The organism is Psychrobacter sp. LV10R520-6 (assembly GCF_900182925.1).
In the GTDB taxonomy this organism is placed as follows: Bacteria; Pseudomonadota; Gammaproteobacteria; order Pseudomonadales; family Moraxellaceae; genus Psychrobacter.
This window is the reverse complement of sequence record NZ_LT900024.1, coordinates 678,401-701,494: the sequence shown is the minus strand read 5'-3', so window position 1 is coordinate 701,494 and position 23,094 is coordinate 678,401. Positions and strand designations below refer to the sequence as shown.

The window sequence follows — 23,094 nt, the reverse complement described above, 5'->3', positions numbered from 1 at the left end:
TAATGACTGTACAAAATACTGACGCCGATAGTCCCCAAAACCAGCCATCTAATGACGAGCAGCAGTCTGGTACGCTGCCAACTCCAGCTAATAACGTCTCTGAGGACACGCCTGATAGTCGACATGGTGCGGCGACTACTGCGCGTCAATGGCAAGTGCTATCACAGCTACAGCGAAATCGCTGGGTAGGTACTACTCATGTTTATGAGCAGCTCATATTAGCCGGCTTTGATATCAGTTTACGCACTGTTCAAAGAGACTTAAATGCGCTGGCCAAGCGCTTCCCTATTGAAAAAAACAATGCCAATCCGCAAGGCTGGCGCTGGAAAGACGATGCGCCCTTGCAGAGCTTACCGCATATGAACCTATCACAAGCGGTCGCCTTTAACATGGTCGAAGCCAACTTAACCCAACTGCTACCGCCAGTTATTTTAGGAGAGCTGTTCCCTTGGTTTGATTTGGCGCGGCGACAGCTCAAGAATAGCAAGGTAACTCATTCATGGATTGACAGAGTACGCATCGAACCCGCCACCCAGCCATTGATTGCGCCGCATATTGATTTGGACAGTAAAGACAATATTTACCATGCTCTGTTTTATCAGTTACAAATCAGAGCCTGCTATACCCGCAGCAATAAATCACAAGCCAGCGAGTATGTCTTAAATCCCATTGCTATCATTCAACGCGGGGTCATTATCTACTTGCTCGCTACCCGTACCGATGATCCAGATATTATTATTCGTACCTTTGCTCTACATCGATTTGCCAGTGTTGAAGTACTTGATAGTACCGCACAGACCCCTGATAACTTCCAACTCGACCGCTATCTGGACGCTGGCAGCATGGGCTTTACCCATCCGCTACTGAGCCAGTTGCCCGACCATGGCAAAAATACAGCTATCGAGCTGCAATTTACCAAAAAAGCCGGCAAGAGTCTTACTGAAAGTAAGCTAAGCGAGGATCAAACGGTAACGATAAATACCGATGATACCCTGACTATAAATGCAACCGTCAATTTAACCTCACAGCTGGTCTGGTGGTTACGCGGTTTTGGTAAAGGTCTATTAGATGCCAAACCACAGCTGCTTCATCAAGTCGTATTAGATATAGAATTAGCTGAAGAACTGTCATTATAGTTATTTGTTTAGATATTCTGACAGAAATAACGCATATAGTTAATACAGAATAAAATGGATACGTTAGTAATCAGGTGTGGTTGGGAAAAATTTCTCCTAGCCACACTGTCTCTTTTTTAAAGTAAATCGACTATAGCAATCGCTTATAGAAACCTCTTAAAAAGCATATTAAGAATTAAAAAGGACTATTATGCCGACTACTACCACCTCATTACCGCTGCTTTCAGACAATTTAAACGGGCTTGGCTTAACGGCTGATACCTTGTTTTTTGCTCTAAACTATGAATTTACCAAGACCGAACCCAAAGGTATGCTGAAGCGTTTTAAAGAAAATCAAGGCGCGATTGATATCGACCTAGCTTGCGTACTGTATGATGATAATTGCACCATAACCGACTTAGTATGGTTTAAGCAATTACGCGATAAGAGCGAATCGGTAAAGCATCAAGGCGATAGCCTAGACGGTAAAGACCGCGGCGAGCAAGCTATGTATCATGCGCCGTTAGATCAAGAGCAAATCCGCATTTATTTAGATAAAATTCCGGCACATATTAGCCATATTTCTTTAATTGCCAGCTCATACTTTGGGCAACCATTCAAAGCCGTTGATAATGGTGAGATCCATCTTAGCGATGATGAAGGCAATCGCGCTTTTGAAGTGAACTTAAAGCAGCTACCACGTGACTGTAGCACTGTTTGGGTAGCCAGTTTGCGCCGTGAAGTTGACGACTGGCATCTAACGCTGCAAAACTTACCTCTTTCCGCAAATGAGTTACCCAAGGCGGCAAAAGAAGTTGCACACGAATTAGCCCGTGCCTTGCCTGTTCCACAAGGGGTTTATAGTTGAGCCACTTTAAAACGAACACAGTATGGCTGGGAGAAATTTTCGAAGCCTCTGGAGTGACGCAGTCACACAGCAAGCAAGAGAAATTTCTGCCAGTAGTACGTTGTTGTAAACGTATCTTTTTTATTTTGAATCAACTATACCTAAATCAATTTAGGGCGTGTTGAACATTCACAAATAGGCACTGCTGATAGCTAAAATGGTTCCAGACAAGAGGCAAATTGACGATAATGCAGATGCCTTAGCTAGATTTGCTACACAGTATGGGGCAATTTTAGCATCAGCCCTGAGGACGGAGTAAGCAAAGCACTGCTTTGCCCGTCCGCAAGACAAGAGCTATGCTCGCAGTTGGACAGGACTCTTTTCTGCCGCTACTTCATTAAAACTATCCGCTTAGAATGACTAAACTAGATATTTTTAATCTTGAATCGACTAAAAAATAGTCTCTGTCAGTGCCATGGTCGAATGTTCAACACGCCCTAGTCTAAAGCCTCACCACAATGCGGGCAGAAATTCTTTTTTCGCACTTCTTTTTCACGCAGCTCGAGTGCTTGCTCACGCAGTACTTGTAACACAATATCTTGTGCCTGCTCTTTATCCAGCCCCAGCTCACGCCGAATTTTTTCGACCATGGTCTGGTTCTGTACCAAATCAAAGTCACCATCGACCAAAAACTCACGAAACTGCTGCTCGAGCTCATCACGGCGCTGGGCAAGCTCATTGGCAAGCCCAGTGGCTAGGATACCAGCCGGTAGCGCGGCTAGACCCACGCCTAATATCGTGATAACCGCCCCCAATATCTTACCGGCGTTGGTAATCGGCGTCACATCCCCGTAGCCTACCGTAGTCAGGGTAACTACCGCCCACCACATGGCTTTCGGTATCGATTCAAACTCTTCTGGTTGGGCATGGTTCTCCACTAGATAAATACCGCTAGATGCGGTGACAATCATGATAATTAAAATAAAAATAACCGCTTGAAACGAGCCTCTCTCTTTACTAATGACCACCAATAAGATACGCATGGAGGCAAAATAGCGCGTGAGCTTAAGGATACGAAATAGACGCAAAATTCTCAAGAAGCGCAAATCGATAGTGACAAAGAAGTTCAAAAATGCAGGGGCGATTGCTATTAAGTCGATCAACGCCGAAGGACTTTTTAACCAATCCCAACGTTGCCGCCAGGTGGTGTTATCAGGCTTGGCTTCAGCTACGCTCCATAAACGCAGTGAATACTCAATGGAAAACACCACGATAGAAAAATTCTCAAACCAAGTAAAGTAGCTTTGATTAGGGTAATACCACTGATCAACAGACTCCCCAATCACTGCTGCTACATTGGTCATGATTAAAAAAATTAGAAAATAATCGACGTAGCGACTGAACAAGGTGTCATGGTCATCATTTTGTAAAATATTATAGACAAAATGACGCAGGCGCCGTATAGATTGGAATAACATGCCGTACCTATGCGGTGTAACACCGTGATTGTATGAGTAGAAATTAGATCATGAGAAGTTAAAACAGTAAGTGAGGACAGACACGTGACAATAATATCAATTGAGTGGTTAATAGGGCTCGGTTATTAAAATACAGATTTATTTATGATAAATTTATCGGCAACTGTGCATAAATTTATGCCTATGATACGTCTCGTTTCTTATGTTTATACTTAGTGATAATAGGCTATTTACAGTGGTAATGACTATGCAAAAATCGCGTAGTAAATGTAGACTAAAGCAAGCAACAGTAGCCCCGTGATACCAAAACTAATATGTAAAAATTGCTGTTCCATTCGGGTACTACTTATCAATTATGGTTATGTCTAATGCCAGCATACTTTTTGAAACACCACCAAAAATTCATCAGTAATAGGTATTAAATCAATCTTATTATAATCCTACCTACAAGCATCAAAAGTACACTACCTAAATTCCGTACTAAACCTCAATATTAAGTAGACGACACCATAATTGATATAGAGAGTAACCAAACAACACCATATAAATGTCAAAGCACTATTCTATTGTAAATTTTTATAACAATGTTACTTGTTTATATCTAATTCACTATTGTTAACAAGGTATTTGTACTATAATAGGGTTAAGAAGTTACGAGCTATATTATAACTGTAACTTTTTCTATCAGTAACGGATGTTATCCACCATCTGATATTTACTGACAATCTTGTATTACTTTGAGGAACCAATGATGAAACTACAATCCCTAGTTTTAGCCGCTGCCGCTGCACTTACCATGACTACCGCCTTTGCTGTCCCTGCTGGTACTTGGTCAATTGCTGCTGGTGCACACTATGTTGACCCTAAAAGCGATAATGGTACTGTAAATGTAGATGGAACAGATTATTCTGTTGACGTTGACGGTGATGTTCGTCCAACGCTTACTGGTGAATACTTTGTTGCGAATAACGTCGGTATCGAATTACTGGCTGCTATTCCTTTTCATCATGACTTTACGCTAACTGATGCTAGCGGTAATAAAATTGGAGGTAAGACTCAGCATTTACCACCTACCCTTTCTGTACAGTATCATTTTGACGGCTATAACATGCCAATGAACATCAAGCCATTTGTTGGTGTGGGTGTGAACTATACGACTTTCTTTAAAGAAAGAGTCGCTACTGGCGGTGACTTAGATCTTGACGATAGCGTTGGTGTAGCCGGCCACATCGGTCTTGATATCCCATTCGCGGCGACTGAAGCTTTCCGGATTGATGCCCGCTATATGGACATCAAAACCGATGCCAGCTTGAATGGTGCAGATATTGGTGAAATAGATATCAGCCCTTGGGTCTATGGCGTTGCTTTTGTTAAACAGTTCTAAGATAGCAATGACTTTAAACCAAAGATTTTGAATAAAAAAGCTGGCTCTATGCTGGCTTTTTTGTGTTTTTCATTTAAGGATTTCAGTAACTCAAAACTCTAAATAAGACCCATAAAAAAAGACCATCCGTAGACAGTCTTTTTAGTAGTATTAATTTGCTAAATAGCTTTTATCAAACAAATTTTACCGAAAAATTTATAGTAAGATACGGCGCGGATCCGCCAATAAGCTGGCAACATAGCGCGTGAATACAGCAGCATCAGCACCGTTAATGACACGGTGATCATAAGATAAGGACAGAGGAAGCATAAGGCGCGGCTCAAAGACTTGCTTGTCCGCATTCCAGCGTGGCTGCATAGTGGCTTCTGAAGCCCCTAATATACCCACTTGTGGAAAGTTCACTAACGGTGTAAACGCAGTACCACCTAAAATACCTTGGCTTGAAATAGTAAAGCTAGCCCCTTGTAAATCCTTAGTATTTAGCTTTTTATCGCGAGCTTTTACCGCCAACTCACCAATCTCAATGGCAATCTGCTTAATGCCTTTATCCTGCGCATTCTTGATAACCGGTACAATCAGACCATCGTCCGTGGCCACTGCAATACCCATATTCACGCTTTTACGCAAGATAACTTGGGTATTGTCATCACTTAGATGACTGTTAAAGCGTGGGTGCTGCGTGAGCGCATAGGCCGTTGTTTTGACAATAAAGGCTAAAATAGTCAAACCAATACCCTGTGCTTTCATGCCACCTTTTAGCTCGCCACGTAGCTTTTCAGTCTCAGTGATGTCCGATAAATCAAACTGCGTCACTTGCGGTAGATAAGTATTGTAGTTGAGCTGCGGTATCGACACTTTTTGTAGACGGCTTAAATCTTGCGTTTCCGTCTCACCCCAAATCTCGACATTACTCATATCAGGCAGTTTTGGTAGGCCTGAGCTTACTACGCTACTGCTAGCAGGTGCCGTTTGCTCGGTAGTCAGACTGTTTTTGACGTGGGCAAAAAGATCTTCTTTTAAGATACGATCATTTAGCGCTGAGCCAGTCACTTGGGTGATATCTACACCCAACTGACGAGCAAGCTTACGAACCGCGGGACCGGCATACACGTCGGTTAATTTCTCATTAACTTGAGCTTCAGTCAGCTTATTACCATCTGTGTTCGCAACTGCATTATTGGTCGCAGGCGTCGACTTAACCGCTGCTTGCTTAGGCTCACCAGTCGTTTGCGATGACTCAGGTGCTTTGTCAGTACTGGCTTTTGGTTCAGAGCTAGCGGCCTTAGACTCATCAGCATCAGACCTGTTATTAGTACTGCTACTAGTATTGCTACTGTCAGCTTCTGTGCTACTACCAACGATAATGATAAAGTCTTGACCGTTGGTAACCATATCACCGGCCTGTACTAATATTTTTTCAATCTTACCTGCTTCTGGAGCCGGCACTTCAACTGAAGCTTTGTCAGATTCAATCAGCAAGATTGACTGATCAGCAGTGACCATATCTCCTTCACTAACCAAAATTTCAGACACTTCTGCTTCATCTACGCCTAAATCTGGTAGCGCATGAGTGGTTGCTTTTCCAGCTCCAGGAGCAGGCTTGTCATTAGGTTTGGGCGAACTTGGTTCATCTTTAGCACCCTCAGTAGAGACATCAGAAACTTCAGTCTCTTTATCGGTACTCGATTGTTCTTGCTTTTCAGCTTTAGGCGCTACTGTATTGTCTTTGTCCGCATTTTCACTGCTGTTTGAACTATCACTAGCAGCATCGCTATCCAGCTCAAGAAGTACCATGCCTTCGCTAATTTGATCGCCAACAGCGATATTAATCTTGGTGATTTTCCCAGCAGCCGAGCTCGGCACTTCGACCGAGGCTTTATCCGATTCTAGCAAGATGATGTTGTCGTCTTTTGCGATGACGTCGCCAACCTGCACCATAATCTCACTGACTTCGGCACTATCGACACCCAAATCGGGGGCTTTAATGTCCATCCTTACTCTCCTTATCTTACGATTGCCTTGTCTTATAGGTTTTATTCTGCGACGTCATCATCATTGGGTAAATCAGCATCGGCTTGGTCTTCAGCACGGCCTTCACTATTGATTTCGTCATCGTCTTCACCGACAAACTCAGGGACAGGATTCGGGCTGACATTATCAGGTGCTGGAGCATCTGGGAAATGATCATAATAAGGCTGTTGCTGCCATGCTGGTGGTTGATCGGCATCAATACCGAAGCTTGAGATGGCGTCTTTGACCAAGCGCTTCTCAACTTCGCCTTCATCAGCCAAACGTTTAAGCGTTGCCACAACGATATGAGCGGCATCAACGTTGAAGAAGCTACGCAACTGCTCACGGGTATCAGAACGACCATAACCATCAGTACCCAGCGTGGTATAAGGACGATTGTCTGGTAACCAAGCGCGAATTTGTTCTGAGTAATTGCGCATATAATCTGTCGCGGCGACTACGATACCTTCGTGTGGGGCAATTTGCTCAGTAACCCATGGTACGACTTCTGCATCCATTGGATGCAGACGATTGTAGTCATCACAGGCCATACCATCACGAGTCAACTCGTTAAAGCTGGTTACGCTCCAGACGTTAGCGGTGATATTGAACTCATCTTGTAAGATGCGTGCCGCCTTTTGCACTTCACGTAGAATAACCCCAGAACCCAATAATTGCACTTGGCTTGAACCATTGTCTTCTAGCAGATACATACCGCGCTTGATGCCTTCTTCTGCACCTTCCGGCATGGCAGGTTGCTCATAGGTTTCATTCATTAAAGTCAAATAATAGTAGACGCGCTCGCCTTCACCATACATCCGGCGCAAACCATCATGCATAATTACGGCTAGCTCATAACCAAAGCAAGGATCATAGCTGACACAGTTCGGTACCACACTAAATAGAATTTGTGAATGACCGTCTTGATGTTGTAAGCCTTCACCATTAAGCGTGGTACGGCCAGCGGTTGCACCTAGTAAGAAGCCTTGTGCTTGACAATCGCCTGCGGCCCATGCCAAATCACCAACGCGCTGAAAACCAAACATTGAATAGTAGATATACAGCGGAATCATCGGTAACGCGTTAACAGAATAGCTGGTTGCCAGTGCAATCCAAGTACTCATCGCACCCGCTTCGTTGATGCCTTCTTCTAACATATTGCCGTCTATACTTTCTTTATAACCCATTAAGGCTTCGCTATCTTCTGGGGTATATTTTTGCCCAGAAGCAGAGTAAATACCTAATTGACGGAACATACCTTCTAGACCAAAGGTACGCGCCTCATCAGGAACGATAGGTACCACGCGATCTTGAATGTCTTTGTTTTTCAGCATCGCTGCTAGCAGACGCACAAATACCATAGTAGTCGATTGCTCTTTACCATTACTGCCTTTTAATATCCGGTCAAAAATAGATAAGTCAGGAATATTTAAGGGAATATGTCCACTGCGGCGATTGGGCAAATGACCACCTAGTGCTTCGCGGCGACCTTTTAAATATTTCATCTCTGCTGAGTCTTCAGCTGGACGATAAAATGGTAGGGTCTCTAACTGCTCATCGGTAAATGGTAAGTCAAAGCGATCGCGGAAATACATCAAGCCATCTTGATCAAGCTTCTTAATTTGATGCGATTTGTTAACCGCTTGCGCTTGATCAGACAAGCCGTACCCTTTGACCGTTTTGGCCAAAATAACCGTTGGCTGACCTTTGGTCTTCATGGCTTCACTGAAGGCGGCGTATACTTTCATTGGATCATGACCGCCACGGTTTAGGCTTGAAATATCGTCATTAGATAACTCATTAGCCATTTCCTCAAGTTCTGGATATTTACCAAAGAACTCTTTGCGTACAAACTCAGGGTCGCGCGCTTCGTATAACTGATACTCACCGTCGACCGATTCTTCCATGCGGTGCTTAAGCACACCAGTGTCATCGTTGGCGAGTAAACTATCCCACTTGCCACCCCAAACGACTTTGATTACCCGCCAGCCTGCGCCGCGGAATACCGATTCTAGTTCTTGAATGATCTTACCGTTACCGCGTACTGGGCCATCAAGGCGCTGTAAGTTACAGTTCACCACCCAAATCAAGTTATCCAGCTTTTCACGGCCAGCAAGAGAAATGGCGCCTAAGCTTTCGGGCTCATCGGTCTCACCATCACCCAAGAAGGTCCAAATCTTGCGATCTTCCTTCTCAAGCAAGCCACGGTTTTCCATATAGCGATGCACGTGGGCGTGATAGATCGACATAATGGGACCAATACCCATTGAGACGGTCGGGAACTGCCAGTAATCCGGCATTAAGTACGGATGCGGATAGCTTGATAAGCCTTTACCACCCACTTCACGACGGAAGTTATCGAGCTGCTCTTCAGTTAAGCGGCCTTCTAAATAAGAGCGTGCGTAGATACCTGGCGCTGAGTGACCTTGATAATAAATCATGTCACCGCCGAAATGATCGCTCGCGGCACGGAAAAAATGGTTAAAGCCGGTCTCATAGAGCGTGGCACTAGAAGCAAATGTCGCTAAATGACCACCCAAATCGTCATCGTTTTTATTCGCGCGCATCACCATCGCCAAAGCGTTATAACGAATCAACGCCCGAATCTTGCGTTCGATAGCCAAATCACCGGGATACATTGGCTCGTCTTCAACCGCGATAGTGTTGATATAAGCGGTATCCAGACGATTGAACGGAAGACCCTCTTGTACTGACATATTGTATAGCGCTTTTAGGAGAAACTGAGCGCGATCCTTGTCAGCATGTTTAATGACGGATTCAAAAGCTTCCAGCCATTCCTGGGTTTCGGTGCTGTCAGCATCCTTATAATAATTCATCTCTATTGATCCTTTTATATCAGTCATCCCTGCGCAATGACAGGGTGTTATTAAATATGGTGAGGAGATAACGGTTCACTTAATGACGTCCTTGCTCACTATAAGCAATCCGTTGCTAAACGCGATAATGTACCACGTCGTGGTATTCGATTGGTGTTCGACGAACTTCAATAGGTGTCATTAGATATAACGAGCCTATTATAAAGTCTAAATGTAAAGGTGCACACCGTTATGTAGTGCCCTATAAATGATTGTACACCGTAAATGAGCGTGCATGATAACCCTCATGCTTGTATGTCATCGGTCCACAGTGATATTAATACAAAGGCACCGAATACTGACTATACCTAAGTATGACAAGCGCGGTTGATGATAACGTTGTTTTATTGTGGGAGACAATAACATACCAAAGCTAAGTGCCAATCGTATGGTTACGTTTAAACCTTTAAGTGGTTACAACAGCCTATTATAAGCGCTTATTACCAAAATGTTTATGGCTGTGGATAAATGATGATATGACAAGTATTTTTCAAAAAAATACTCGTTAGTTACAAAATAAATATTTACTTAAAAATATCCCTATTAATAAAACCGTTCCAAAAATATTACTCAAATCTCACTAAATATATCTAACTAGCTAGATTTAAAATTTTCTTTCTGCTTCAATGCCATGCGCTACCTCTCGTTTGAGACTTAGACTGACTACGACTCCACAGACTTTTTTAATTGGCGATGGAACTCACCGACCAATGAGCGGGGTTATGCGACTGTTAAAATAACAGTCGCGTTATTTAAAATATTGATACTGGCGTTGAGATCGCGGTCATGTTTGGACTGACACTCAGGACACGTCCATTCGCGCATCTTTAGTGTTAATTCATCTTTGCCAAGGATGTGATTGCAGTTTGAGCAAGTCTTTGAGCTTGGGTAAAAACGACCGACTGACTTCACAACCTTGCCTTGCTCATTGGCTTTATAGATAAGCTGACGCTTAAATTCAAAGAAACCCAAATCACTAATGGCGCGTGACAGCTTTCTATTTTTAACCATGCCTTTGACATTAAGACTTTCAATCGCAATCACATCAAACTCTCTGACCAAGCTAGAGGTTATTTTGTGCAACGAATCCTGCCTGATACCTCTGATCTTATAATGCAAACGAGAGAGCTTGGTTTTCGCCTTTTCTCTGTTTTTACTGCCTTTTTTAGTGCGACTCAGGTTTTTATTGAGTGTTCTTAATTTGCTTAAATATTTAGCTAAGGGCTTAGGTGCTTTAATTTTGGTGCCGTCTGATAAAACTAATAAATCGGTAATACCAAGGTCGATACCAACGCTTTTACCTGTCTTGATAATCTTTTTAACCCTGTGGTCTAAATCAACTGCAACGCTGACAAACCATTTCCCGCCGCGCTTAGAGATGGTGGCCGCCATTATTTTACCGTCAAACCGTAAAGCCTCTTTCATGCGCACCCAGCCTAAATTAGGGATGCGAATGGATTTACCTTTAATGGCAAATTGGTCGTTAGAGAGACTGAATCTATCGTCTTTACCACGCTTGCGCGTGACGGGGTATTCAGCCAGCCCTTTAAAGAAGTTGTTATAAGCATCGCCCAGTTGCATGATTGCGGCTTGCGGGGCACATTTTGTCACTTCCGTCATCCACGGGAATAGCTCACGTTTAATGGCGTTCAATTCGCGTCTGAGCTTGGCTTGTGAGGGTCTGTTTAGATTTTTGGAATCAATCTCAATACCACCCAATAAACAGGCGTCACGGTAGGCCTTGTCCTCTCTATATTGACGTTGCCACTCATGCAAGGCCCAGTTGTAAGCTTTCCGCGCCACACCGCAAGCACGGGCAAAATGGTTCGCCTGTACGTTGTTTGGTTTGAGTTCGATGATATGACCACGGATCATAATACTTGTTTAACCGCCTCTATTAGTTTTTGATTTTTCTTGCTGCGAGAACCGTAGAGCCTCGCTGAAAATACAGTGATAATCTCTAATACATCTTGGGCTAATTCTTGCTCAAAACTAAGTTCCTCACCTTGATTGATAATGACCACCTTAACATCACGCGCCTCACATAGCATAAACACCAATTCAGCACCAAAGCGTAAAAGTCTGTCTTTGTGGGTGATTACCAGTCGCTCGACTTTGTTGTCAAGAATGTCGTCAAGCAGGGTTTTTAAGCCTTTCTTCTTATAGTTCATACCACTACCAAAATCGGTGATTGTCTCGAAACGCCAACCTTGTTTGGCACAATAAAGTTCCAAAACCTGCGCTTGGCGGGCGTCGCTGGCGTGCGTATCTACATGGAAAATGGCAGCTTTGTGGTTACCGACCCTGAAGGTAAATATAACTTTTATGGGATTAGTGCCAAAACTCACGTCCTAAAAGTCGACCGCACTACCCTTCCTATAGGCACAGAGCTGATTATCCAAAGCAATCGTAACGCTGGCGATGCGGGCAGCCGCTTTGTGGATTTAAAATATGGTGAGCTCCATCGGGCCGACTTTGCCATAGTCAGCGGTATAGCAGACAGTATTGAGCGCCTAAATGAGGAGCTGAGCGCTCGTAGCAAAAGTGTTAGCGGCAAGAATGACACCATGGAGCAAGCAGTCAAAAGTGAGCTGATCTTAGAACCTGACTATGATCGTAATAACAGTGATAATATCGATGCCAGTGGCTGTAAGTCCAACGATATTTTAGAGCGCGGCATCCAATGTGATTCAGCGATTGTCGCTGAGAGGGTCAATCCCAATGCCACACGGGTGGATATGACCGTTACCACTATTACCCCGCCAGCGGCAAAAGAGCTGGAAGAATACCTTGAAAAGGTTGCAGATAATAACGTCGCTTTTATTAATTTAAGTAACGGTCAACAGCTGACCTCCTATAAACAGCTGGTCCAAGTACAAGCCCCGCTCGGATCAAACTTTACTCTTTATGCCAATGATAAAGCGGTGTCAGAACAACAAATTGGTAAAACTGCCAAACAGCAAAAACAAAGTGTCACCGCCTTTGACTATTATGCAGTTGATCTCAAACGCGGCCGCAATACCTTACGCGGGGTCGCTACTGATATCAATGGTGACATTATTTCTGAAAAGTCTATTGAAGTCATTACCCCTGATAGCTTACAAGCTATCAGCTATCGTACCCAAGAGCGCTTGGTCGAAGCGGATGGCGTCAGCGAATATCAGATAGTTATAAGTTTAAAAGACCGTGATAATCGCGCCTATATTGCCTCAACGCCTATTACTATTGATACTAACATTGGTCGTATTAATCTACCAGATAGCAGTAAAGACCAAGTAGGCACCCAAACTATCGTCAATGGTGGCGAGCTATTAATCTCCGTGATTGCACCCAAGGTCCCCGGTAAAGGCGAGCTGGTAATTAATACTGGCAGCAGCAAGCAAAGTATCCCATTACAGTTCACTGCCAAACTGCGCCCTCTTATCGCGGTCGGTATCGTTGAGGGCGCAATATCGCTCAAGGACTTTGATGGCAGCAATATTACCGACGCCCAAGGCGCCTTTGAGCAAGAGCTGCAAGAGTTTGCCGGTAATGATGACTACTCAGCGACGGGCCGTACGGCGATGTTCCTAAAAGGCAAAGTACGCGGTGATTATTTATTAACCTTAGCCTATGACAGCGATAAAAAAAACGAGCGCTTGTTTCGCGATATCGAGCCAGGCGAATACTATCCAGTGTATGGGGACTCCTCCGCTAAAGGTTTTGATGCCCAATCTACCAGTAAGTTATACATACGCGTTGATAAAGGCCGTTCATTTGCCATGTATGGCGATCTAAAAACCAGAATTGATAATGACGACGGTATCAAATTAGGCCAGTACAGCCGTACTTTAACCGGCGTCAAAGCTCAATATGAAGATATTAATACCCGTATCACCGCCTTTGCTGCCGAAACCAGCTCAACACAACGGGTTAATGAAACTCGCGGTTTGGGTATTTCAGGGCCGTATCCACTTGCCGAAAACTTCGATGCGGTACTGGAGAACTCTGAAACGATTGAAGTCATTACTCGTGATGCTAATAATTCTGGCCTTATTATTAGCCGCGTGACCTTAACCCGCTTTGCAGACTATGAAATTGATCCTATTAGCCGTAGCTTATACCTCAAAGCACCGATTGCCAGTCAAGATTTAGAAGGCAATCCTATTTATCTACGGGTCACCGTAGAAGTAGACGAAGGCGGCGAGAAATATTGGGTAGGCGGTGTGGCCGCCAAGCAACAATTGACTGAAAAAGTGTCTATCGGTGGCAGCTATATCAATAGCGATGACCCGCTGAATAAAGAACAGCTTGCCAGCATCAATAGCGTTATCAAATTTAATAACGAATTAAAACTGGTGGCAGAATATGCCAAAAATAAGGCGCAGAATCCAAATTATCAGCCCAGCAATCAGATCAATGCTGAACTACTAAAAGGCAAGAATGCCGAAGGCGATGCCCTTCGTATTGAGCTGGACTACGATAATAAAAAGAGTACCCGTGCTAAAGCTTATTACAATGATGCTGATATAGGTTTTGTCACTGGGGCTTCTCCGTTGACTGCTGGACGTACGGAGTCTGGTGTAGAGGTGACTCACGCACTCAATAATAAAACAACCGCGCTTAAGTTTGAAGGCGTACGCACCACAGACCATACTACTGAAGCCAGTCGCGAAGGCGTACAAGCCAGCGTTGAGCAACGCCTAAGCAAAAATATCGTTGGTGAAGTTGGTGTGCGTTACTATAAACAACAAGCCACCGCCGCCTCGCGGAACATCCAAGCAGCCACCGACGTGGTAGACGTCACTAATCAATCCGCACTCAATGGCGTCAGTAATGCAGATGAAGATATTGAAGGCACCACTGCCCGCGCCCGTATTACGGCCCAACTGCCCAAGCTTAACAAGTCTGTAGTGTTTGCAGAATATGAGCAAGATATTGACTATAGCAGTCGCAATGCCACTTCAATCGGTGGTGAAACCCCGTTGGGTAATCTCGGCCGTCTCTACGCGCGTCACGACTTAATCAATAGCTTGTCCGGCAATTATGGTCTGGATGATACGGATGAGCGTCAGCGTACAGTGATTGGCTTTGATGCCACTTATATGAAAGATGGTAAAGTCTATAGCGAATACCGCCTGCGTGATGCGATTAGTGCGCGCGAAGCAGAAGCGGCAATCGGCCTAAAAAATAAATGGTATGTACAGAAAGGCTTAACGGTAAATACTTTATTTGAGCGCGTTGAATCTTTAGAAGGGGAAGAAGACAGCACGTCGACCGCTGCCGGCTTTGGGGTTGAGTACTTGGCTCAACAAAACTATAAAGCATCAGGGCGTTTTGAGAAACGCTGGGGCGATACCAGTGATACGCTGCTCGGTAACGCGGGTATTGCCTACCGCTATACGGATGATGTTACCTTACTGGCCAAAGAAATTTATTCGCAAGTTGATTATGACGAGGGTCATCGTACTATTAACCGTCTTCAGATTGGCGGCGCTTACCGCGACTATGATAGCAATCAGCTGGATATGCTCGCCAAACTTGAGTATCGTCTCGATGACAATAATACAGGCAGTGATCCCTACCAAAAAGACGCGGTAATCTGGTCATGGAGTGGCAGCTATCATCCAACGCGCCCCTTAACCTTATCTGGTCACTATGCTGGCAAATATACCGAATATGATGCTGACGATATTACCAGTGACAATACTGCTCATGCGGTCTATGGCCGTGGTCTCTATGATATCAATGCGCGCTGGGATGTAGGTTTACAAGCCGGTACTTACTGGAATAAGCAAGCTGATGATTTATCCTATATGCTGGGTGCTGAAATTGGCTATAGCCCAATGACTAATTTATGGCTGTCACTAGGCTATAACTTTATGGGCTTTGAAGATGAAGATATTGCCTATGATGACAGCACTCAAGAAGGTGCTTATTTTAGATTGCGCTTTAAGTTTGACGAAGATTTGTTTCAAAGTGATGACCCGCGTAAAAACCAACGTTTAAATGATGAGCCTAGCTTGTAAATAGTTATAACTGGCTTATAATCTGCCTATAACTTACCGCTATTCTTATAGAATGACTCTATAGCTAGCTAGTGGCCAGTTAACTAATCATCGTAATACAAGGTTGGCGTTATGTTTAACTCTACAACTCTAGCGACTGAATCAGCCGCTAGCAGACCTCAGCTGTTTCAATTATTGATACGCACTGTGTTATCAGCGGCATTATTACTAACTTTTATGCCATCTGTGCAAGCAGCGGGTAACAATACTGCCAATAACGATAAAAATGTTTCAACTACTACTTTTTCTGATGTTTTTAAAGAACGAGCAACTGCTTGTCATAACGGCATTGAAGCACAAACTTCGAATTCAAAACATCTCAATCACCAAAGTTCACAGCGTCAGAATATAGATTGTATGCTTACCCAGTTACGTGTGTATCAACAACCAGCTGACCACTCCTCACGTCAACAGTACTTCGCCTATAAAGCTCAAGCTTGGCTCAATTATGCCTCGCATGAAGACAGTATCAAGAGTCGCTCATCTGCAGGCGTACAGGCTTTACAGAGCGCTACTGCTATCTTGAAAGCGCTGCAAAATTCTGAAGAGACTAGCCTCAACTTAACGATCGATATTCCCTCGACGTCTGCATTGATGCGCCCTGATCTGTGGGCTAATTTGATTGCTCTAAAAGACAGTGGCGGCCTAACGAATGCGCCACGTGAGCTGGCGTTTAGTGAAGTTGCTTTAATTTGGGCGGCAGCCAATCACTGTGATCATGGTTGGCGTCAATCTGCTAGCCAGTTCCGTATGGCCGATCGCTGGTTAGAACAAGCACGCGAAGCTTATATCAATGCACACGATTCAGCTAACAATGTAGCACTCGAAAATTTAATAAATGACTATTACAAACAGTACGCGCCATTAGATCCGAGTGATGATAATTGTCGTGGTCAGGTCTTGTAGTTGAACAATCGAACCTTAAATATAAAAGCGATGCATAGATAAATGCGTGTGGCTGCTTTAAGTTGTACCGAACATACCTACCGATTGGTTTATTAAGCTTTACTTATGAACTACCCACTACCTTAGAGGTAGGGGATTTCTGCGCGAGGTTTGTTAAATATTTACTTTAAAGAAAATTGAACAAAAAAAAGCTGGCATCTTGCCAGCTTTTTTATTGTGTTTTTGTCAAACATTTTAACGATTTTTACGGGGTAACTTTTCTGGCAGATAGCAGCGTAGATAAGCGATAGACGCTGTATTGGCTTCTTGTAGATAATTATCTGTGATACTACCGTGACGACGATAAGACAAAGTAAAGATACTGTTCACAATGCTATACGCAATCAGTAAAGTGTCCTGAATATCTTCAAACTTTGGCATTTGATAGCGCTCTGATAGACGCTTATATACTAAATCAACAATTTGATGGTCCATATCTTCACCGAAGCTATCGCCTTCAAAATCTGGTGTATTGGTATCGTAGATCAGTTTGGCTTTGGTGGTATCATTATGATAGATATCTACGCAGCGGCTAATTAGAGCGTTCAAATACCCTTGCCATCTATCAAAATCAACAGTTTCAACGGTCGTTAATATTTCTAGGATTTCAATAGCGTTCAAAAAACGCAACGCTAAGAATATTGCTTCGATATTAGGAAAGAAATGATAGGCAGAAGCTCTTGGAATACCCGCTTCTTCGCACACAGCAGCCAAGGTAATATCGTTAATAGAATGAGTTTTACTCAGTTTTTTGGCACCCATTAATAGTTTTTGACGGCGTACGCGACCCTGCTGACTGGTAAACTTAAACTTATTGGGTACCAGTTTTTTTGCTAGCTCTGAATCTACCAACACATCTTCTATTTTGTCGTCTTTGTACTCACTCATTGTAAATCTCTTGGTGTTACGCCCTATTTTTATGACTATAATCTTCAATGAATAGCATTCGTCCTAGATTGAAGAATTATTTGCTATCAGTCGGTAGTGTCATGGTAAATATTACCGCTACCAAGCTCGGTGAAGAGCCATCATAAATACTTGTACATTATCAAGTAAGGAACGTGAATGAATTGAAATATAATGTATATATTAACAATATAATAGGGTTAATCGTGAAGTTTTATTTTCGCTCTCATAATACCATGATCTGTGACTCTATGAACTACCGTCTTTATCACGTAAGAAAAAGGCGCGTTTGCTTTTTAGATGGGCAGTAATAATGGTTATTGGTTGGCCAAAAGCATTCACACGTAGTACTAAAGGCGGACGATTGAAACGTTGATAAAGCCCAATATCAGGGATATCAATAACCGCTTTAGGAGCAATTTCTTCTAATAAGGTAGTCTCTAACTGCTTATGACTGTTGGTTTCAGTATGGCGAATTATAGGTTACCTATTGTTTTTATTTTTAGCTTTTAACGATACTTTCGAATTATTTGTTTCGCAATTTATTTATTTCGACATCTTTAATCTAGGGATTATCAAGAGTTATCATTTTATTTAAAAACAATTATTTAATGCTATTAATTATTATACGTTTTTTAGTACTTGCTCTATAAAAAATTTAGGTTTATCAGTTAAGAGCAATGAGCTTCAATCTGATGATGTTTACTTTTTTCGTACTTTTTTATACCTAATAAAAAAGCTTCCAGAGTAGTCCCTGGAAGCTTTAAGATAACATAAATTATGTTGGTTAAAACCAGTGGTCAGTAATTGCCTACACTTGATATAACCCTAATAACAATTTAACAACGAGGTAGTAAGCTTTTGTATTGTTCGTTTACTTATTCTGCTTCAATCCTTACCTACTAAGATTCTAACTCATTACGCTTATCTATAATATTTTACTCTCTATAGCACGCTGTTTATTTATGATACACGGGTCCAGGCATCGTGTGAGGCTCTGCGCGCATCCTTCCATTCCATGCGTGATTCGCCTTTTACCTCGTTCCATGAACGTTCTAAATCAGCTTCGTGATCTTCAAAACGGGCATCGGCGGGATAGTGGCCACGGTTAGCATAACCTACCGCATAAGCGGGATGCATGTCTCGATCAAAGTCATAGCCCTCTTTATGATAGTCGGCATTGGTATGTTCTGCGCGCCAGTACGCCTCTTCACGAGTTGGATCGATTGCTTCTGCTGATGCATGGCCTGCACCGCCACCTGCAATGGCACCAACGGCTCCGCCGATTAGCGTCCCCAATGGACCTGCCATTGAACCAATAGCTACCCCTGCTACTGCACCGCCAACACCACCAACCGTAGTGCCTACTGGATGCGAACCAGGTTCGCCAGTAATAGCGTCAGCATTTAATTCATCTTTGGATTCATCTGACATATCTTTTACTTCGTGGCGATCTATATTATCGCGGTCGTTCATTACTCTGCCGTTTGTCACGCGATCGTCATCGGCCAATCTACGCTTATTATCGTCGATTATGCGTTCTCTGTCACCTACTTCAAGGTTGTCATCAGTAATTACACGATCGTTTGGATCCATTACGCGATTATTAGAATCTGTAATACGGCCGTCGTTATTCATAGTATTGTCCTTAAATTATTTGTTGTATTTTGCTTTTACTGATTGCCAATTTAAACCAATCTAAAACAGGTCAGCAGTCTTATTTAACTTATCTAAAGTATAGGAAATAAACACGAAACCAGATAGGCCGAATATGTAAATTATGTCCAGATTGCGATGACCTTACGTTACAGCATGTAGCTTTACAGCGGTTTTGTACGCTAGCCTAGCGTTTTAGGTAACTCATAATATGTTCCATATTAATCCTATCAAATACAGATTCCTTTACCTTATTCATTGATTAGGTGATTTTTTATATATCTATTAATGCTCTTTTGATGGCCTGTTGCCATTTATTAAGATGCTGCTCGCGGTTATCAGCTGACATACTCGGCTCAAATATACGATCGACTTGCCATGATGCTTTCATCGTTGCCTCATCATATAAGCCACTTTTTAGACCCGCCAATAAAGCCGCACCTTTAGCGGTAATTTCGGTATCTTTGGGTCGCAGTACGGGCACACCAAGTAAGTCTGCTTGAAACTGCATTAGTAAATCATTATTAGCCGCGCCGCCATCAACTCTTAGCTCGGTGAGAGGATGAGGACTGTCCTTTTGCATCGCAACTAATACATCATAAGTCTGATAAGCAACCGCTTCTAAGGCCGCTCGTGCAATATGCGCTTTGGTGGTACCGCGGCTCATGCCACTAATACTGGCACTGATATCAGAGCGCCAATAAGGGGCACCAAGCCCTGTGAATGCAGGTAAAACTACTACCTCCTCACTACTGTCTACTTGCAACGCTAAAGATTCGACATCGCAGCTTTGTTTAATCATACCCAGATTATCACGCAGCCATTGTACGATTGCGCCGGCCATAAATACACCACCTTCCAACGCATAGGTAACTTCACGTCCAGACCTAGAATTAGGCGCTTGTAGCATACGCTTGCCGGACTGCATAAGTTGATTAATGGACAAATTATCCGCACGGCTAGGCATGGCTTTTCGTTGCCAAGCTATGGTAGTTAGCAATTGATGTTCACTCAGCTTAGGTGTTTGACCGATATTCATGAGCATGAAGCAGCCGGTACCATAAGTATTTTTGGCCATACCAGCATCAAGACAACCTTGCCCAAAGAGCGCAGCTTGCTGATCGCCTAATACCGCGTGAATAGGAATTTGCTTAGCGAACAGCCCTTTTTTAGTTTTGCCAAAGTCACCATCAGAAGGCAGTACTTTGGGTAATATCGTCATCGGTATCTCAAAACGTGCGCACAGCTCATCCGACCATGACAATTTATGAATATCATATAATAAGGTCCGTGAGGCATTGGTGATATCAATGACATGCTCGCCACCGGTCAGTTGATACATCAGCCAGCTGTCAATCGTACCAACCGCTATCTGGCCACTGCTTGCACGAGCTTTAATATTAGGATTATGCTCAAGTAGCCACGCAATTTTACTGGCACTAAAATAAGGGTCTAGCCGCAAGCCAGTGATACGTTGTACTTCTTGCGCCATTTTCTCATTGCTATTATCAGTACTATCACCGACACTCTCATCGGCCAGATTTTTACAATAGCTTGCCGTACGTCGATCTTGCCAAATAATTGCGGGTGCCAAAGCTTTGCCCGTTTGCTTATCCCAAATGACAATCGACTCACGCTGATTGGTAATCGCAATGCTGGTGACATCGGTTGCTAGTAGCCCTGCTTGATTAATCACATCATGAGCGCAGCTGATTTGAGTCTGCCAAATCTGTTGCGCATCTTGTTCCACATAGCCAGCTTTTGGAGTTTGTAGCGTCGTTGGCTTTTGCGCCATTTTAATCGGACGCGCATGGTCATCATATAAAATCGCTCGACTCGATGTTGTCCCTTGGTCTAACGCCAAAATATACCCTGCCATCACCGACTCCTTTTTATACTATCGCTTATTTTTATAAGTGTGTTTTATAAACTGTATTTTTATAATAAGCATATTGATTATTAGTGCGCGCATTTATAGCTAGCAAAAAATATAGCATATACCATCACTATATGACGGTTGTAAAACCTACTGTAGTAGAGAATTTGATGTTTTCAATCCTCAATCTATTATGAACAGGGGCTTGACGCCTAACAAATCTCTTATCATTTTCTAAATAGTGCTGTGATTTAACTAGACATAGTTTGCCACCATACAGCTTACACGGCTTTCACTGAAACAAAAATTAGCCAATAAAAAAGCGCCTACTAGAATCGTAGACGCTTTTGTTAACGGAATATTTCTTTATTTAGCCCTACTTAAAATACGCGGTTGAGACCATTCAATGCCGCTACCCGATATGCTTCTGCCATGGTTGGGTAGTTAAAGGTAGTATTCACAAAATACTCAAGAGTGGCATTACATTTCATAACGGCTTGTCCAATATGAATAATCTCTGAAGCATGGTTGCCGTAGCAATGAATACCTAAAACCTCAAGTGTCTCACGATGGAATAATATTTTTAATACGCCCGTACGTTCACCAATGATTTGAGCGCGTGCCAAGTGTTTAAAGAACGCTCGCCCGACTTCATAAGGGACTTTCTCATCAGTTAGCTCTTGCTCAGTTTTACCAATACATGAGATTTCAGGAATGGTATAAATGCCTGTTGGTACGCTAGAGACGGGTTCGGCATCACTGTCACCAACCATAAAGGCGGCGGCACAGCGACCTTGATCATAGGCGGCGGATGCCAGTGATGGCCAACCAATAACGTCACCAGCTGCATAGACATTTTCCACTTCAGTACGATAAGTGTCGTCCACTTTTAACTGACCACGGCTATTGGCTTTGAGCCCAACCGCTTCTACATTTAAGCCTTCAGTGTTACCTGAGCGTCCATTTGACCACAAGATCGCATCGGATTTGATTTTTTTACCACTTTTTAGATGCAAAATGACATAGTCATCATGAGTCTCAAGATAGTCAATCTCTTCATTGCTACGAATGAGCACGCCAAATTGTCTAAAGTCATGGGCAATAGCGTCACTGATCTCGCTATCAAGATAACTGAGCAACTGGCCTTGGTTATTAATCAAGTCAACTTTATAGCCCAGCCCTGTGAAGATAGAAGCGTACTCACAACCGATCACGCCCGCGCCGTAAATAATAATTTTTTTGACCACATAATCCATTTGCAGGATTTTGTCAGAGTCAAAAACGCGCGGATGATTGAAGTCTAGAATCTCAGGTCGATAAGGGCGGCTACCTACGGTAATTATGGCTTTATTAAAAGTGATGGTTTCAAAGGTATTTTCGTCAGTTTCAATTCGTAAGGTATGGGCGTCAACGAAACTTGCCCAGCCGTGAATGACTTCAATCTGGTTACGCTCATAAAATCGCGCGTGCGTGCTAACTTGCTGGCGAATCACTTGACGCGCATTGGCCAGTACTTTGTTGAGTGGTACTTGATGATAATCCATCGCTTTGGTGAACATCGGGTCACGGCGAAAGTTAATCAAGTTAAATACTGATTGGCGCAGCGCTTTACTCGGAATCGTACCGACGTGGGTAGAGTTACCGCCGACTTGCTCACGCGGATCAATGACCGCTACTTTTTTGCCAGATTTGACCAACTTCATCGCAGCCGCTTCACCAGCAGGACCGGCACCTAATACGACGGCATCATACTCAAACTTATGCTTGTCATCTTTTAGGAATTTTGCGTCTTTATTAAAGCTAGATTTGACATCGATTCGGGTATCATCGAGCGGATTGACCAAATCAGGGTGGTACATGACATCTTTAGTCACTTGCTCATGTGTTTGCTCAATTTTTTCTTTCTTATCCTCATCTTTGGTGCGCTCAGATGTTGTTATTGGCGCGCTGCCAC

13 protein-coding genes and 1 pseudogene are annotated in these 23,094 nt (G+C 43.3%); 5 read left to right on the top strand and 9 right to left on the bottom strand.

Features of this window, described 5'->3' with window-relative positions; genetic code table 11:
• Positions 1 to 2 precede the first annotated feature (2 nt).
• On the top strand, positions 3 to 1,136 hold the full coding sequence (locus tag U1P77_RS02965) for a helix-turn-helix transcriptional regulator (protein WP_321155917.1): 1,134 nt from the start codon (positions 3 to 5) through the stop codon (positions 1,134 to 1,136).
• 190 nt (positions 1,137 to 1,326) lie between these two features.
• On the top strand, positions 1,327 to 1,983 hold the full coding sequence (locus U1P77_RS02960) for a TerD family protein (protein ID WP_321155916.1): 657 nt from the start codon (positions 1,327 to 1,329) through the stop codon (positions 1,981 to 1,983).
• A gap of 476 nt (positions 1,984 to 2,459) precedes the next feature.
• Here U1P77_RS02960 and U1P77_RS02955 read toward each other — a convergent pair whose 3' ends face one another.
• Entirely contained in the window at positions 2,460 to 3,440 is a 981-nt protein-coding gene (locus U1P77_RS02955) for an ion transporter (RefSeq protein ID WP_321155915.1), read from the bottom strand.
• Between the two features lie 751 nt (positions 3,441 to 4,191).
• On the opposite strand from U1P77_RS02955, the gene U1P77_RS02950 reads away from it, so the two are divergent.
• The gene (locus U1P77_RS02950; protein WP_321155914.1) at positions 4,192 to 4,824 is read left to right on the top strand and encodes an OmpW/AlkL family protein; all 633 of its coding nucleotides are present in this window, start codon (positions 4,192 to 4,194) and stop codon (positions 4,822 to 4,824) included.
• Between the two features lie 195 nt (positions 4,825 to 5,019).
• Here the strand turns inward: U1P77_RS02950 and U1P77_RS02945 are convergent, their stop codons facing one another.
• The 4 genes and pseudogenes from U1P77_RS02945 to U1P77_RS02930 all read right to left on the bottom strand — a co-directional run.
• Entirely contained in the window at positions 5,020 to 6,816 is a 1,797-nt protein-coding gene (locus tag U1P77_RS02945) for a 2-oxo acid dehydrogenase subunit E2 (protein ID WP_321155913.1), read from the bottom strand.
• Between the two features lie 41 nt (positions 6,817 to 6,857).
• A complete protein-coding gene (gene aceE / locus U1P77_RS02940) occupies positions 6,858 to 9,671 on the bottom strand; it encodes a pyruvate dehydrogenase (acetyl-transferring), homodimeric type (protein ID WP_321155912.1) in 2,814 nt (937 codons plus the stop codon).
• 759 nt (positions 9,672 to 10,430) lie between these two features.
• Positions 10,431 to 11,585 (bottom strand): RNA-guided endonuclease InsQ/TnpB family protein, encoded by a 1,155-nt coding sequence (locus tag U1P77_RS02935; protein ID WP_321155911.1) that lies wholly within the window; start codon positions 11,583 to 11,585, stop codon positions 10,431 to 10,433.
• A pseudogene (locus U1P77_RS02930) lies at positions 11,582 to 11,959 on the bottom strand (IS607 family transposase); the annotation flags it as partial. The gene U1P77_RS02935 and the pseudogene U1P77_RS02930, both read right to left, overlap by 4 nt.
• Between U1P77_RS02930 and U1P77_RS02925 the strand changes: the two are divergent.
• Both U1P77_RS02925 and U1P77_RS02920 read left to right on the top strand, forming a co-directional pair.
• On the top strand, positions 11,921 to 15,718 hold the full coding sequence (locus tag U1P77_RS02925; protein ID WP_321156714.1) for an outer membrane protein: 3,798 nt from the start codon (positions 11,921 to 11,923) through the stop codon (positions 15,716 to 15,718). The pseudogene U1P77_RS02930 and the gene U1P77_RS02925 overlap by 39 nt on opposite strands.
• Before the next feature lie 111 nt (positions 15,719 to 15,829).
• Positions 15,830 to 16,663 (top strand): hypothetical protein, encoded by an 834-nt coding sequence (locus U1P77_RS02920; RefSeq protein ID WP_321155910.1) that lies wholly within the window; start codon positions 15,830 to 15,832, stop codon positions 16,661 to 16,663.
• 234 nt (positions 16,664 to 16,897) lie between these two features.
• Here the strand turns inward: U1P77_RS02920 and U1P77_RS02915 are convergent, their stop codons facing one another.
• The 4 genes from U1P77_RS02915 to sthA form a co-directional block, all read right to left on the bottom strand.
• A complete protein-coding gene (locus tag U1P77_RS02915) occupies positions 16,898 to 17,590 on the bottom strand; it encodes a TetR/AcrR family transcriptional regulator (protein ID WP_321155909.1) in 693 nt (230 codons plus the stop codon).
• A gap of 981 nt (positions 17,591 to 18,571) precedes the next feature.
• Complete coding sequence (locus U1P77_RS02910) at positions 18,572 to 19,084, bottom strand: hypothetical protein (RefSeq protein WP_321156592.1); 513 nt, start codon at positions 19,082 to 19,084, stop codon at positions 18,572 to 18,574.
• A 454-nt stretch (positions 19,085 to 19,538) separates the two neighbouring features.
• The gene (gene glpK, locus U1P77_RS02905; RefSeq protein WP_321155908.1) at positions 19,539 to 21,143 is read right to left on the bottom strand and encodes a glycerol kinase GlpK; all 1,605 of its coding nucleotides are present in this window, start codon (positions 21,141 to 21,143) and stop codon (positions 19,539 to 19,541) included.
• Positions 21,144 to 21,520: 377 nt separating this feature from the next.
• Positions 21,521 to 22,999, bottom strand: a complete 1,479-nt coding sequence (sthA, locus tag U1P77_RS02900; protein ID WP_414479063.1) for a Si-specific NAD(P)(+) transhydrogenase — start codon at positions 22,997 to 22,999, stop codon at positions 21,521 to 21,523.
• Positions 23,000 to 23,094: the final 95 nt, after the last annotated feature.